Here is a 14,630-nt window from a genome sequence, read left to right on the forward strand (position 1 = left end):
GATTCCCCGAGTCATCGTTCACGACCATCGCGAGCGAGCTCGTACAGATCCCACGAACATGCCACCGGTGTGTCCGGTTTTACAATTTGAAATGCCCCACCATCCCCTTCAGCTCGATTCCCAGTTGCGCCAGCTCGATGCTGGACGCAGCATTGCCCTGCATCGCCAGCGACGACTGATCAGCACTGGCACGAATGCTCGTCACGCTTCTATTGATTTCCTCGGCCACCGAGCTCTGCTCCTCGGCTGCTGCCGCAATTTGCTGGTTCATCTGCTGAATCAATGAGACTGCCGCCGCAATGCTGCCCAGGGCACTTTCGGTCTGCAGCGCATCGCTGACAGCCAGCTTGACCAGCTCCCCACTGTTCTGGATCTCTTGCACCGACGAGTGCGCCGCAGAACGCAAGGCGCTCACCAGACGTTCAATTTCCTCGGTCGATTGCTGGGTACGCTTGGCCAAGGCCCGAACTTCATCCGCCACCACGGCGAAGCCCCTGCCCTGCTCACCGGCGCGCGCGGCCTCAATCGCCGCATTCAGAGCCAGCAGGTTGGTCTGCTCTGCCACACTCTTAATGACATCGAGCACCGTGCCGATGTTCTGGATCTCGGCGCTCAGGCTTTCAATACTTGAACTGGCCGAGGTCGCGGAACCCGCCAGCAACTCGATCCGCGCCATGCTCTGGCGCACCACTTGCTGCCCGCTTTCGACCTTGCTATCAGCCGTCTGGGCCGCTTGAGCGGCCTCCTCGGCATTACGCGCGACGTCGTGTACGGTGGCGGTCATCTGGTTCATTGCGGTGGCTACCTGCTCGGTTTCCTCCTTCTGGCTACTGACCTCAAGATTGGTCTGCTCGGTACCTGCCGACAACGACTGCGCCGAACTGGCCAACTGTTCGATACCGGCCTGCAAGCCACTGACGATGTTGCTCAGCCCCGCCCCCATCTGCTGCATGGCATGCATCAGTTGACCGATTTCGTCGCGCCGGGTCACCTCGACCGTTGCACTCAGATCACCCGATGCAATTCGCTGGGCGACATGGATCACACTGCGCAGGGGCGCCACGATCAAGCGGGTGATCACCCACGCCGCAATCAAGCCGACCAGAAGTGCCAGCGCAGAGGAGCCGATGATCAACAGGGCGTTCTTTTTCAGCTCTGCCTGCATGGACTGATCTTCGGCTACATAAGCCTGATCCACTCGATCCACCACCTGGGCGGCACGCTGGTGCAACTGCCCATAGACGGTCTTTTCCTGAGCAAGGAGCCCGGTGTACTCCGCAAGCTTTTCGCTGAAACCGGCAATGTGGCCAGCTACTTCGTTGAGAACCGTCTTGTAACCGTCATCCATGACCGCGGACTTGAGCTGTTCAGCCTGGGCCAGCGCCTGGTCGGCCTGCTCAATCTTGCCCTGACCGGCGCTATCATCACCCTTGCGACTCAAATCCAGGCGCACTCGCGCCTCGTTCATCGCCTGCAGCATCAACCGCGAGACCTGACTGACCTGACCGGCCTGTTCGATGAATTGCGCGCCATCCTTGCCTTGGGACTCTTTCAGGGTGTAAGCCCCATCATCGGCGAGCCCGGCCTGCAGAACATCAAGGTTGTTGGCAACGCTTGAGACTGACCAATTGGCCATTTCCAACGCCAGCTCCTTGGTCTGGCTGAGCGAGACGAACTCGTCGAAGGCGGTTCGATAGGCCGCCAGGGACTGCTCCACGTCACTCATGACAGGGACATTTGCTGCAGAGGCCTGCTTAAGCCCGGTAGCCAAGGCGATCAGATCGTCGACCCCGGCATGCAAGGCCTCCACGGTTTTGGCGTCGCCACGCAAGGCATATTCCTGTTCGAGCAAGCGCACCTTGAGTAACCCGCTATTGAGCGACGACATCTGCTTGAGATCATGAAAGCGCTGGCTAATGGTCTGCAGCGACCACACTCCGATGGCAGCGATCAGTGCCGTCAATAGCAGTACCAAGGCAAACCCCACACCCATTTTTTTTGCCATACCGAGGTTGGCAAAACGTCCTTGCACGACCGAATTCATTGCACTGGGTCCCCCTGAATAAGTCTATTCACGCAGATTCGCAACGGGCCCCAGGCAACACAAGACTCTGGCGTCGGAATAATGGCAAAAAGCTACGCCTCCGTCGTTTTCAGAACGCTTGAGGTCGATCCGGCGAAGTCGCCTGGAAAAACCTGCGGGCCTGCTGATCACAAGCATAAGCGACATTGATGCGCAGCCAGTCGGTAGTCTCATCGGAGGGGCTGAATGCAGTCGAAGAAGACAACTGGATACCGCAGCGCTGGGCATGGGCGCGAATCTGCGCGCGATCCTGCTTGCGCGAGCGCGCCCAGACGAACAGGCCACCGGAGGGCTTGCCGAACACTTCCCAATCGGCGTCGTCAAGCATTTGCAATACCAGCCTTCGGGCGCCGTTGAGACGCTGGCGCTGGCGCTGCACCAATTTGCCATAGGCGCCGCTGGCCAACAGGCAGGCGAGTACCGACTCGGCGAACGGCGAGGCGCCCTTGCTGCTGATCATCTTCACGCTCACCAGTCGAGAAATGACTTCCGCCGGCGCGACGACGAAGCCGACCCTGAGCGAACTGCTGAGGGTTTTTGAGTAGCTGCCGACGTAGACAACATTGCGCTTGGCATCCAGGGCGGCCAATCGCACCCCGGGCCCAGTGTGCAAATCGGCGTAGACGTCGTCCTCGATAACCAGCACACCGTAGGCATTGGCCAGCTGAAATAGCCTTTTCGCCACCAGTCGCCCAAGACTGCTGCCAGTTGGATTCTGATGGAAGCTGTTGATGAACAGTGCACGGGGACGCTGCTTGAGCAAGACAGCCTCGAGTGCTGCAATGTCTGGCCCGTTCGGGTTTCGTGGTATCTCGATCATGGTGATGCGGTGCAGACGCAGGAGATCGAATAGCACACAGTAACCCGGACTTTCCACTACGACGCTGTCGCCCGGCATGAACAAGGTGCGCACAATCAGGTCAAGCGCCTGACTGGCACCAGACGTGGTCATCACCTCATGTTCCTGCGCCTGGATTTCCAGCCGGATCAGCCGCTTGATGATCTGCTGGCGCAAGGCCGGCAAGCCGAGCGGCGTGCTGTAGTTAAAAAGGCTCGCCATATCGGTACGGCTTACCTGACGAATCGCGAAGGCCAAATCATCGGTTTCGCGCCAGCTCTCTGGTAACCCGCCGCAACCCAGCCCCCAGGGATCCCGCTGGCCGAGTTGCTTCCCCTCGGCCCCCTCGTCCCAGGAAAAATCTTCGAGCTGATTGGCCTGGGGCGAAGCCACGAAAAAAGCGGTTCCGCGACGCGCGACCAGCAATCCTTTCACCACCAGCCGCTCGCACGCTTCGACCACACAGGCCTGACTGAGCAGATTGATACGCGCGATCTGCCGTACCGGAGGTAGCCGGGTACCGGGCGCTACGTTGCCACACCTGAGCCAGCGGACCAGCGAGTCGACGACTTGTTGTACGACGGGGACCAAAGCCTGTCGATCTATTCTCAATTCCATGAGCTGCTGCCTCCTGTTCGTTTTGCGAAAGGCAGTACAGCATGATGCTCCTGAATGGATGGGTAACGGCAGGTAGGAAAAAGGCTGGATCTCACTGTACGAAACAGCAAAAAAGATCGCAGCCTCGTTGCACTCGACAGCGCCTAAACAGGCCTACACAGCTCCGGCAAGGCGTGTGCGGGTTAGAAGGCAGTTACGCCCCCGTCCACCGCCAGCGAGTGCCCGGTGGTAAATGCGGCGCCGTCACTGCACAAGTACAACACCGCACTGGCGATCTCCTCCACTTTACCTATGCGACCGACCGGATGCATCGCATTGGCGAACTCGCCCTTCTTCGGATCCGCCTCATAAGCCCGGCGGAACATGGCAGTGTCGATCACCGCCGGGCACACCGCATTGACCCGTATTTTCTTTTTCGCATACTCGATCGCCGCCGATTTGGTCAGGCCGATCACCGCGTGCTTGGACGCCGCATAGATGCTCATCTTCGGCGCAGCCCCCAGGCCCGCCACCGAAGCTGTATTGACGATGGCGCCACCGCCCTGGGCCAGCAGCAGGGGTAACTGATACTTCATACACAGCCAAACGCCTTTGACATTGACCCCCATAATTGCGTCGAACTCATCTAGCGTACCGTCCGCCAGTTTGCCTTTCTCAATTTCGATGCCGGCGTTGTTAAAGGCATAGTCCAGGCGTCCGTAGGTATTCACCACCTCATCCATCAGATGTTTCACTTCACCTTCCTGCGTGACGTCGCAGCGCACGAAGGTAGCTTCGCCGCCCAATGTACGAATTAACGCCACTGTACCTTCGCCGCTTGCCGTATCCAGGTCGGCGACCACCACTTTCAAGCCTTCAGCGGCGAACGCCTGGGCAGTTGCACGGCCGATACCATTACCGGCGCCCGTCACTACTGCCACCTGACCAGAAAACGTCATGCTCATTGCCATGTCCTCGAAAAAAGCTGGGAAAGTCCGTGCACCCAGTCTAGTCACAGGTGCCGGCAGCACGTCAGCACTATCAAAAGGCCGGTTGGCCGCCCATGAGTGGCAGTGATGAAACAGCCGGGGCAACTATCACTGCTCTGGATCGAAGTGCATTCGCCGTATCAGCCTAACTTGCGGCCTGGGTCACGAAGGGCTATCAACAAGGCTTCATCCCTTTTGAGCGCCAGTCATGACTACCCAGACCAATCGCCAGTTCCTGCTCGCCAAACGTCCGGTGGGCCCGGCGACCCGCGAGACCTTCACCTATCAGGAAGTACCGGTCGGTGAGCCGGACGCAGGACAGATCCTGGTCAAAAACGAATACCTGTCCCTGGACCCCGCCATGCGTGGCTGGATGAATGAGGGCAAGTCCTACATTCCTCCGGTCGGTATCGGTGAAGTCATGCGCGCACTGGGCGTAGGAAAAGTCGTCGCCTCGAATAATCCGGGCTTTGCAGTCGGCGACTACGTCAACGGCGCACTTGGCGTGCAGGATTATTTCCTCGGCGAGCCGCGGGGTTTCTACAAGGTCGATCCGAAACTGGCCCCGCTGCCACGTTACTTGTCAGCGCTGGGCATGACCGGCATGACCGCCTACTTCGCCTTGCTCGACGTCGGCGCGCCAAAAGAAGGCGACACCGTGGTGCTGTCGGGTGCCGCCGGCGCTGTAGGCAGCATTGCCGGGCAGATAGCCAAGCTCAAGGGATGCCGTGTGATCGGTATCGCTGGCGGCGCTGACAAGTGCAAGTTCCTGGTCGAGGAACTAGGTTTCGACGGCGCGATCGACTACAAGAACGAAGACGTGTACGCCGGCCTGAAGCGCGAATGCCCGAAAGGAGTCGACGTGTATTTCGATAACGTCGGCGGCGATATTCTCGACGCAGTGCTGAGCCGCTTGAATATGAAGGCGCGAGTGGTGATTTGCGGCGCTATTAGCCAGTACAACAACAAGGAGGCAGTCAAGGGACCAGCCAATTACCTGTCGCTATTGGTCAACCGCGCACGCATGGAAGGCTTTGTGGTGATGGACTACGCGGCACAGTTCGCCGCCGCCGGACAGGAGATGGCGGGCTGGATGGCCAAGGGACAGCTCAAGAGCAAGGAAGATATCGTCGAAGGGCTGGAGACGTTCCCGGAGACGCTGATGAAGTTGTTCAGCGGGGAGAACTTTGGCAAGTTGGTACTGAAGGTCTAACGCGTTCGTGCATTGACCCGCTAAACCCTTTGGGAGCGGGCTTGCTCGCGAAGGAGGCGTGTCAGGCAATAATATTGCTGGATGACGCACCTCCTTCGCCAGCAAGCCCGCTCCCACAGTATTACGCCAGCTCCGCAACCACGGCAGCCAAAGCCTTGGCCGGATCCGCCGCCTGGCTGATCGGACGGCCGATCACCAGGTAATCGGAGCCGGCCTCCAGCGCCTGTCGCGGGGTCAGGATTCGGCGTTGATCGTCCTGGGCGCTGCCCGCTGGACGAATACCCGGCGTGACCAGTTGCAACGACGGGTGAGCCGATTTCAGGGCCTGAGCCTCCAGCGCCGAGCACACCAGACCATCCATCCCTGCTTTTTCAGCCAATGCGGCCAGGCGTAGTACCTGCTCCTGCGGTTCGATGTCCAGGCCGATACCTGCCAGATCCTCACGTTCCATGCTGGTCAGTACGGTAACGCCGATCAACAGCGGCTTGGGGCCAGTGCGTTGGTCAAGCACTTCGCGACACGCCGCCATCATGCGCAGCCCCCCCGAGCAATGCACGTTGACCATCCACACGCCCATTTCCGCAGCGGCTTTCACCGCCATCGCGGTGGTGTTGGGGATGTCATGGAACTTGAGGTCGAGGAATACTTCGAAACCCTTGTCTCGCAGGGTGCCGACAATTTCCGACGCGCAACTGGTAAACAGCTCCTTGCCCACTTTGACCCGGCACAGAGTCGGGTCCAGTTGATCGGCCAGCTTCAGTGCGGCGTCACGGGTGGGGAAATCCAGGGCGACGATGATAGGAGTCTGGCAGACGGACATGGGCGGGCTCTCAGGCAGGACGAAATCGGCGCGCATTGTAGCGGAACCAGCGGCGCTGCGGGGCCCGATGATCGGTAAATCGTCCCGACAGATCAGGCAATATTAGCCTATTCGCTCAATACCGGTCCTGCGTACGGCCTTGGGTCTTGCTCCAGTCAGTCAGCAGACTGTAGGCCACCGCCAACAAAGTCGGGCCTATGAACAAGCCAATGAAGCCAAACGCGATCAAGCCGCCAAATACACCCAGCAATACAATCACCAGGGGCAGGTTACCGCCCCGACTGATCAGATAGGGCTTGAGCACGTTGTCGACGCCGCTGATGATGAATGTGCCCCAGATCCCCAGGAATACCGCCATCCCGTAGTCACCTTTCCACGCAAGCCAGGCCGTCGCAGGAATCCACACCAGCGGCGGGCCCATGGGAATCAGGCTGAGCAGGAAGGTAACGATACCGAGTACCAGTGCCCCGGGAACGCCGGCAATCAGGAACCCGACCAACGCCAGCACCGCCTGCGCCGCTGCCGTGCCGATTACACCGTTTACTACACGTTGGACCGTACCGGCCACCAACTCGATGTAATAGCCGGCGCGGTCGCCGATCAATCGTTCGAGCAAGCCATGGACGAATGCTGCCAGGCGCGGTCCGTCGCGATAGAAAAAGAACACGAAGACAATGCTCAAGGTCAGATCGAGGATGCCACCGCCAATCTGTGCACTGCGGGCCAGCAACCAGTTACCAACCTGTCCGAGGTACGGCTTGACCGCGACCATCATCGCTGCGCCCTGCTGATCGATGCTGTCCCATATCCCTACCAGCCGCTCGCCAACCAACGGAATCGAACCCAGCCAGGTTGGCGCCTCGGGCAGGCCGTCGACCTGCACATCCTTGATGAAAGCCGTGGCATCGCGCACGTGATCGGCCAGGTTGAAACCCAGCCATACCAGTGGCACCGCCACCAGCAACATCCAGCCCAAGGTTAGCAAGCCGGCGGCCAGGGATTCACGACCATTGAGCCAGCGGGTCAGCAATCGCATCAATGGCCAACTGGCAAACGCCAACACCGCCCCCCAGAACAACGCCGACCAGAACGGCGCCATCACCCATAAGCTCGCGCAAAACAGCACCAGGAGCAGGATCTGCACCAACAGCCGATCATTGTTGATCATTTAGGTCTCGTCAGTCAGTAAAGAGTCGGCGAACGCGCATCTGGCGCTCGCCTGATGAAGCTTATCGCAATAGCTCGATGTGCAGGCCAGAGCCTTCGTTGCTACCGGTTTCCATCCGTGCCGCACGCACACCCTTCTTCATCAGTGCCTGATGCCAGGCCCCGGCATTCGGCCCGGAGACACTGACGCGCAGGCTGGTATCCAGGTTCAAGCCACGAGACAGCAGACGCAACCAGGTATCGTCGGGAGCGGCGATCAACTTCGGGAAGTCGAGTTCGCCATTGCTTTTAAGCTGTCGCAGCAACGTTGCGGAAGTCGGCAGCAATTCGCCCAGTGGGGCTGTGGCGTCAAACTGCTCGACATGCAGGTAGGCTTTACGATTGCCCCGGGTAATGCTGTAGAGCGCAACCAGGGTATTGTCCTGGGGCGCCGCCAAGCGCAATAGCAGATAAGCCTGCTGGTCATCAGCCCCGTATAATTTTGCGTTGCCAAATACCTCATTGGCCCACAGGCTGCTCTCCCCACAGTCACGCGCCTGGCACCAGAACAACAACTCGGCCCCCTGCTTCTGCAAAGCCTCACGGGCCGCCGTGAAAGCGTCCGTGGAAGAGTGTTCCGGCGGCAGTTCGTAGGTCACGGAAGTGGCCTGCCCCCGAGCCGTGACCTGTCCCTCGAAGCGCAATTTCCCGCTGATCTTACGGATCGACCCAAGAGGATAGATCCGCTCCATTTCCACGGCCGGACGGTAGTCGACGATTTGCGCGTCGCCCATCCGCGGCAGAATTGGCAGGTCCTGGCTACCTGACACATCGGCAGCAAAGGACTGTGCACTGAAACAGCACAGCGCGAAAAAACTGAGTGAGCGCATCGAAAGACTCATCGGATCGGCATGCCCTGGGCACACTTGACGACCTGTTGGTCATTCGGGGTCGCAGCGGGGTAAAGATCTTTCATGGTTGTCTCCCATTTCAAGCCGCCCAGCCTCGACAGTTGCTCGGCGCAAGTCAAGGAATGGTGAAGAACCGATTGAAACAGTCTGCGACAAGATCAGCGCCAGCCTCGTCGTTCAGGTGCAAATGATGGCCACCTGGCAGTTGTTCCCGACTGAAGGGTAGACGCTCCAGCAACTCCTCGTGTCGGGCGAGCATGCCTTCGGCAGCGACCACCAGTTTGGCCGGACAACCGACCCTCTGCACAAAGGCCATCGCCTGCTCCGTGGTCAGGCGCAGGGGTGATGGCAACGTCAGGCGGTTGTCGGTGCGCCATGTGTAACCGCCCGGCACCGGCATCAGCCCACGCTGAGCCAGCAACTCGGCGGCTTCGCGACTCACCGCTACCAGGCCTTTCATGCGCGCTTCGATGGCTTGGTCGAGCGTGGCATACACCGGCTTGCGTTTCTCCCGCAGATCCAGTTGCGCCTGCAATGCCATGCCCATCCGCTGCGCAGCATTTTCCGCCTTGTCAGTTGGAGGAATGATGCCATCGATCAGCGCCAGGTGTGTGACGCGCTCGGGCAGCGAACCCGCGATAATCAATGAAGCGATCGCCCCCATCGAATGGCCCAGCAGCGCAAATCGTTGCAAACCCAACTGCTCGGCGACTTGCAGCACGTCGTGGGCGTAGTCCCACATCGCGTAGCCGGCACCTGCGGGCCGATGCCCGGAGTGACCATGACCGGCCATGTCCAGGGCGATGATACGCAAACCATGGAGCTTGGGCGCCAACCGGGCAAAGCTGTTGGCGTTGTCCAGCCAGCCATGCAGGGCGATGACGGGCAGCCCGTCCTCAGGCCCGAACAGGTGCGCCGCCAGCTCGATGTGCGGCAGGTTCAGGCGAATTTCTTCAACGCCATGGCTCATGCGCAATCCTGCTGACGACGGCCTTCCCAACGGCTGAACAGGTCCTTCAGCAGCGTGGCGGTATCCTGCGGGCGTTCGAGCGGAAACATATGGCCGCCCGGCATGGTCAGGGACTCACCCAGCGGCAGGCGACCCACGGCACTGGCGTGATGGCGCATGACCACCCGGCTCTTGTGCCCTCGAACCACCGCCAGCGGCACTTTCAACTGCCGCGTCCGGCCCGGACTGGTGTGGGGTACGCCCCGGTAGATGCTGATTTCCGTGGCGGGATCGAAGCGCAATCGCAAGGTGTCGCCCACTCGGTGCAAACCGTGATGCAAGTAAGCATCCAGGCACTCCGGATCGAAGCTGCGAAACAGGCTTTTGCCGGAAAAGTAGCGGCGCGCGCTTTCCAGATCGGAGAATTCTTCGCGGCGGCCCAGGGTACGGCCGGCCGGCGTAAGGCGATCGATGAAGCCAAAGCGCTTGGCGGCGCGAATGACCCATTGATCGGCCCGAGTCAATACCGGCGAATCGAGCATGACCACCCCGCGATACAGCTCCGGGCAGCGCAACGCAGCGTGCAGGTGCAGCACCCCGCCAAAAGAATGGCCGACACCCCACACCGGTTCCGGTTGCTGTTGCAGGTGATGAATCAGCTCATCCACCAGATTGTACCAATTGTCGTCCGCCGGAAAGCGCGGATCGTGGGCGTGCTGCTCCAGATGCGTGACCTGGAACTCCGGCGCCAGAGCCGAAAACAATTTGCCATAGGTTCCGGAAGGGAAACCGTTGGCATGGGCGAAGAATATCTGTTGCGACATACCGGCAAATCCATAAGCGAGAACAGGCATTGATTGTCTGCAAGACCGTGCTCTGCGGCAATGACCGTAACTGACAGGAATGATGACAGTCCGGCCATACACCCATGCTGTAGCAGCCAGGCGCAGGCTGCTACAGCCAGCAAGTCAGCACTATTAGCGCGCGGGAGGGTTCTCCCCCAGAGGTACCACGGCCATGGTCAGGCGTGATACGCAACTGGCCTTGCCCTCGTCACTGCGCAGGCGGATATCCCAAACGTGGGTGGTACGGCCAATGTGAATCGGCTTGGCCACCGCCGTCACCCGGCCACTGCGCAGACCGCGCAGGTGATTGGCGTTGATCTCCAGTCCCACGCAGTAAAACTTGCTGGCGTCGATGCACAGGTAGCTGGCCATCGACCCCACGGTCTCGGCCAGCACCACCGAGGCCCCGCCGTGCAGCAGGCCATAGGGCTGGTGAGTGCGATGATCGATGACCATGCTCGCGGTCAGGGACTCGTCGTCGAACGCTTCGAAGCGAATATCCAGCACTTCACCAATGGTGTTTTTCTGGATGACGTTCAACTGCTCAATGTTCGGGGGGGTGCGCCACAGGCTCATCGCTGACATCCTTTGTTGGTTTTGTTTGTCACTCAATCCTGCCACAGCACGGTCTCGTTACGCTCACTCCATTCCTCGAACCGCTCACCGTAAGCCGCTTCGATCACGTTGCGCTTGATTTTCAGGGTTGGCGTGAGGAAGCCGTTCTCCACCGCCCAGTTGTCCTTGACCACCACCAGGCGGCGCAAGCGTTCATGTTTATCCAGGGCGCCATTGACCTCCTCCAGGAGTTTTTCCAGGCTCGCGTGCAGGCCCGCGCGCCCATTGCCCCCCGCGTCCTGCTGGCCGACTGCGGACAGCACGCACAAGCCCAGTGGCGCGCTCAAGCCATCGCCTACCACGCACACCTGCTCGATCCGCGAGTGCACCGCCAGGCGATTCTCGATGGGAGCCGGCGCCACGTATTTGCCTTTGCTGGTCTTGAAGATTTCCTTCAAGCGTCCAGTCAGGCGCAGGTTGCCCTCGGCGTCTTCTTCACCTTTGTCACCCGTGCGCAGGAAGCCGTCGGCGGTGAGGGTGTCGGCGGTTTTCTCGGGTTCCTTGAAGTAGCCGAGCATGGTCGCACCGCTGCGAACCAGCACTTCACCCGAAGGTTCGATACGCACCTCGACATCGGGGCAGGGTTTGCCGATCCAGCCGGTTTTTTGCTGGCCAGGCAGGCAGATGTGCGAGTAACCACAGCTTTCAGTCATGCCATAGACCTCCAGCACATCCAACCCGAGCTTGCGATACCACAACAGCAACGTCTGCGGCACCGGAGCTGCGCCGGATAACGCGACGCGCAATGCATCCAGGCCAAGCCCGACAAGCACCTTGTGCCCCACGCGCTTGCCGATGATCGGCAAACCGAGCAGCAAGTCCAGGCGCTTTGCCGGAAGCTTGCTGTACACGCCCATCTGGAATTTGGTCCAGATCCTTGGCACGCCGAACAAGGCGGTAGGTCGGGCGCGCTGCAGGTCGGTCAGGAAGGTGTCGAGACTCTCGGCAAAGAACACGGTTTGCCCGGTGTATATCGACGCCAGTTCGACGAACATCCGCTCCGCTACGTGACACAGCGGCAGGTATGACAGCAGGCGATCCGACTCGTTGAGGCCGAACAACTGCGTGCCGCGGGTGGTGGCGAAACCCAGGTTGGCGAAACTGTGCATCACGCCTTTTGGCATGCCCGTGGTGCCGGAGGTGTAGATGATGGTCGCCAGTTGGTCGGCGGCAGGCTTGGGATCGTCTCGGATGGGCGAACTGGCTTGCAGGTCAGCCCAATTGAAATCGAAAGTACCAGGAGGATGCAGCGGCAGGCTGATGGTCGGCAGGCCGGCGGGAAGGCCCCGGGACATGCCTGGCCAGTCATCGAGTTTGCCAATGAAAGCCAGCGCCGCTTCGGAATGCTCAAGCACCTGGCTGACGGATTCGGCAATGAGATTAGGGTAGAGCGGAACAGACACATGGCCCGCCATCCAGATCGCCAGATCGACAATGATCCAATGCGCGCAGTTTTTCGAGATCAGGGCGATGTGGCTGCCTTGGGGCAATTCCCGCGCTCGTAGCCAATGGGCTGCGCAGCGCGCCTGATGGCCGACGTCGGCCCAGGTCAGCGTTTCGACCAGGCCACCGCCCGTGGGTTGAACCAGATAGCGCTGGCGGGGATGGCGGGCTTCACGCTCGTAGAAGACATCCAGAGGCAATCGAAAAGCGCCAGACATGCGACTCGCTCCTGTTTTTTGGGTCTGGAGCAAGCGTAGTCAACCAAGCGGTTGCTTGGTTGACTTTTTGCAGGGTCACCTAAAAAGCGTCAAGGATGCTTGATGCTGTTCAGCGTCATAGCCCCCGCGAGCGGCCCATCGCCCTCCAGCTCGGCCAGGCCGGCTGTGCGCACCGCTTCCGGGGCCTGCACATGACCATGCTGCAAATACCCGAGCAGATTGCCCACCAGGGGGTTATGGCTGACCAGCAGCACGCATTCGACAGACACCAACTGCTCCGCCACTGCTTGCGGACGGCAGTCGGGCGTGAGCCATTCGACAGTGCGTATCTGCGGCAGGAAGCCCAGGGCTTCGCGTACCAATATCGCCGTCTCCTGCGCACGCTTGAAGGGACTGGCGTAGATCGCCGTCAACGGCTGGCCGACCAGCTCGGCCGCGCTGCGCAAAACTTCGACGCGGCCATTCGCCGTCAATTCCCGCTCGGAATCAGGACGCGTGCCGTGAGGTTCGGCTTCACCATGACGCAATACCCAAAGTTTCATAGTTTCGGTTCCTCATCTCGGGCGGGATGCGGGGCAGGCGGCACTGTGTGCGGCGCTTCACCTTCAGGTGTGCGCGGCGTCGGCCAGTCGGCGAACGGCCAGGGTTTCTGGTCACTGTGAAAGCTGCCAAAACGGCCGACCTGCGCCAGAAACTGGCTCAGGCTGTCGCCGAAGTTCATCAGGCTGGCGCTCGGTGCACCGTAGATCAAACGATAGATCAACTGAACCAGCACCACGGCGCCCAGGATGAATTGCGCCACTTGCCAGACCAGCACGTAAACGATCATCCACAGCACGCGAAGCAGGATGGACTCGTACTTGGCTTGTTCTTTCGGTTCGTTCATTTCTCGCTCCCTGACTCAGTAGATTGGACTTGTGTAGATAAATTCAGTTGAAACCACTGGTAGAAATGAAGTCGACGTCGGTTTTCGGTTCGCCGCGCATCAACAGCCCGATCACTTGCTCAAGCGTGCGCCCTTCAAACAGGATCGCGTGCAGTCCGGCGACCAATGGCATATACACGCCTACCTCCTGTGCCTTGGCCTTGAGCACCTTCAGCGTGTTCACGCCTTCGGCAACCTCACCCAGGCGCGTGACCGCGTCTTCCAGGCTCAAACCTTGACCGAGGGCAAAACCCACCTGGTAATTTCGGCTTTTTGGCGAGGAACAGGTGACGATCAGGTCGCCAACGCCCGCCAACCCCAGGAATGTCATCGGATTGGCACCCTGATTCACTGCAAAACGAGTCATTTCCGCCAGCGCGCGGGTGATCAACATGCTCTTGGTGTTTTCGCCCATGCCCAGCGCTACCGCCATACCGGCGATGATTGCGTAGACGTTTTTCAACGCCCCGCCCAACTCCACGCCGTAGCGGTCAGCACTGGCGTAAACGCGGAACGTGCGGCCATGCAAGGCCGCCTGTACGCGCTGGCATAGCTCCTCATCTTCACTGGCTACCACCGTGGCGGTGAGCGCGTGCTCGGCGATCTCACGGGCCAGATTCGGTCCGGAGAGCACGCCAATGCGTGCTTGCGGGGCGATTTCCTCAAGGATCTCGCTCATCAATTTGAAGGTGTGGGCTTCGATGCCTTTGGTCAGGCTTACCAGTAGCTTGCCGCTCAAGCGTTCGGCATACGGCACCAGCACCGAGCGCAACGCGCTGGAAGGCAGCGCTACGAAGCACAGGTCACAGGCATCCAGCGTGGCCTGCAAGTCGGTGACCGGCTCCACTGCCGGCAGTATCTTGATGCCCTTGAGGTAACGCGGGTTTTCACGATTGACCCGGATGGCCTCGGCCTGCTCCGGATCTCGCATCCACTGTCGGACCTGATGCCCGTTTTCAGCCAGGAGATTGGCCACGGCGGTACCAAAACTTCCGCCTCCCAGGACCGCGATTGGGCGCTGTTCAGTCATATGCAATC

General features: G+C 60.1%; 14 protein-coding genes and 1 pseudogene. 1 reads left to right on the forward strand and 14 read right to left on the reverse strand.

What is annotated here, in order from left to right:
- Positions 1-79 precede the first annotated feature (79 nt).
- From L9059_RS31120 to L9059_RS26440, 4 genes and pseudogenes are all read right to left on the reverse strand, one after another.
- Positions 80-793 (reverse strand): methyl-accepting chemotaxis protein, encoded by a 714-nt coding sequence (locus tag L9059_RS31120; protein WP_428480302.1) that lies wholly within the window; start codon positions 791-793, stop codon positions 80-82.
- Positions 779-2,044, reverse strand: a pseudogene (locus L9059_RS31125) (HAMP domain-containing methyl-accepting chemotaxis protein); the annotation flags it as partial. The gene L9059_RS31120 and the pseudogene L9059_RS31125, both read right to left, overlap by 15 nt.
- Positions 2,045-2,153: 109 nt before the next feature.
- Positions 2,154-3,539 (reverse strand): aminotransferase-like domain-containing protein, encoded by a 1,386-nt coding sequence (locus tag L9059_RS26435; RefSeq protein WP_247293833.1) that lies wholly within the window; start codon positions 3,537-3,539, stop codon positions 2,154-2,156.
- Between the two features lie 182 nt (positions 3,540-3,721).
- Positions 3,722-4,483 (reverse strand): SDR family oxidoreductase, encoded by a 762-nt coding sequence (locus L9059_RS26440; RefSeq protein WP_247293834.1) that lies wholly within the window; start codon positions 4,481-4,483, stop codon positions 3,722-3,724.
- Positions 4,484-4,715: 232 nt separating this feature from the next.
- On the opposite strand from L9059_RS26440, the gene L9059_RS26445 reads away from it, so the two are divergent.
- Positions 4,716-5,720, forward strand: coding sequence for an NADP-dependent oxidoreductase (locus tag L9059_RS26445; RefSeq protein ID WP_247293835.1), 1,005 nt, complete (start codon positions 4,716-4,718; stop codon positions 5,718-5,720).
- Between the two features lie 121 nt (positions 5,721-5,841).
- Here the strand turns inward: L9059_RS26445 and pyrF are convergent, their stop codons facing one another.
- The 10 genes from pyrF to L9059_RS26495 form a co-directional block, all read right to left on the reverse strand.
- Positions 5,842-6,540 (reverse strand): orotidine-5'-phosphate decarboxylase, encoded by a 699-nt coding sequence (pyrF, locus tag L9059_RS26450; RefSeq protein ID WP_247293836.1) that lies wholly within the window; start codon positions 6,538-6,540, stop codon positions 5,842-5,844.
- A gap of 115 nt (positions 6,541-6,655) precedes the next feature.
- Positions 6,656-7,708: an AI-2E family transporter gene (locus L9059_RS26455; RefSeq protein ID WP_247293837.1), complete on the reverse strand. Its 1,053-nt coding sequence runs from the start codon at positions 7,706-7,708 to the stop codon at positions 6,656-6,658.
- Between the two features lie 61 nt (positions 7,709-7,769).
- Positions 7,770-8,576: a DUF4892 domain-containing protein gene (locus L9059_RS26460; protein WP_247293838.1), complete on the reverse strand. Its 807-nt coding sequence runs from the start codon at positions 8,574-8,576 to the stop codon at positions 7,770-7,772.
- Positions 8,577-8,712: 136 nt separating this feature from the next.
- The gene (locus tag L9059_RS26465) at positions 8,713-9,567 is read right to left on the reverse strand and encodes an alpha/beta hydrolase (RefSeq protein WP_247293839.1); all 855 of its coding nucleotides are present in this window, start codon (positions 9,565-9,567) and stop codon (positions 8,713-8,715) included.
- Positions 9,564-10,370, reverse strand: a complete 807-nt coding sequence (locus tag L9059_RS26470; RefSeq protein WP_247293840.1) for an alpha/beta fold hydrolase — start codon at positions 10,368-10,370, stop codon at positions 9,564-9,566. The genes L9059_RS26465 and L9059_RS26470 overlap by 4 nt, the downstream gene beginning before the upstream one ends.
- Before the next feature lie 153 nt (positions 10,371-10,523).
- Complete coding sequence (locus L9059_RS26475; protein ID WP_247293841.1) at positions 10,524-10,967, reverse strand: hotdog fold thioesterase; 444 nt, start codon at positions 10,965-10,967, stop codon at positions 10,524-10,526.
- A gap of 32 nt (positions 10,968-10,999) precedes the next feature.
- Positions 11,000-12,667 carry an AMP-binding protein gene (locus L9059_RS26480; protein WP_247293842.1) on the reverse strand — a complete coding sequence of 556 codons (1,668 nt, stop codon included), beginning with the start codon at positions 12,665-12,667 and terminating at the stop codon, positions 11,000-11,002.
- 89 nt (positions 12,668-12,756) lie between these two features.
- Complete coding sequence (sixA, locus tag L9059_RS26485; RefSeq protein WP_247293844.1) at positions 12,757-13,209, reverse strand: phosphohistidine phosphatase SixA; 453 nt, start codon at positions 13,207-13,209, stop codon at positions 12,757-12,759.
- Entirely contained in the window at positions 13,206-13,553 is a 348-nt protein-coding gene (locus tag L9059_RS26490; protein ID WP_247293845.1) for a DUF4389 domain-containing protein, read from the reverse strand. The genes sixA and L9059_RS26490 overlap by 4 nt, the downstream gene beginning before the upstream one ends.
- 43 nt (positions 13,554-13,596) lie before the next feature.
- Positions 13,597-14,622, reverse strand: coding sequence for an NAD(P)H-dependent glycerol-3-phosphate dehydrogenase (locus L9059_RS26495; protein ID WP_247293846.1), 1,026 nt, complete (start codon positions 14,620-14,622; stop codon positions 13,597-13,599).
- Between the last annotated feature and the right edge of the window lie 8 nt (positions 14,623-14,630).

This window comes from Pseudomonas violetae (assembly GCF_023072615.1).
Taxonomy (GTDB): domain Bacteria; phylum Pseudomonadota; class Gammaproteobacteria; order Pseudomonadales; family Pseudomonadaceae; genus Aquipseudomonas; species Aquipseudomonas violetae.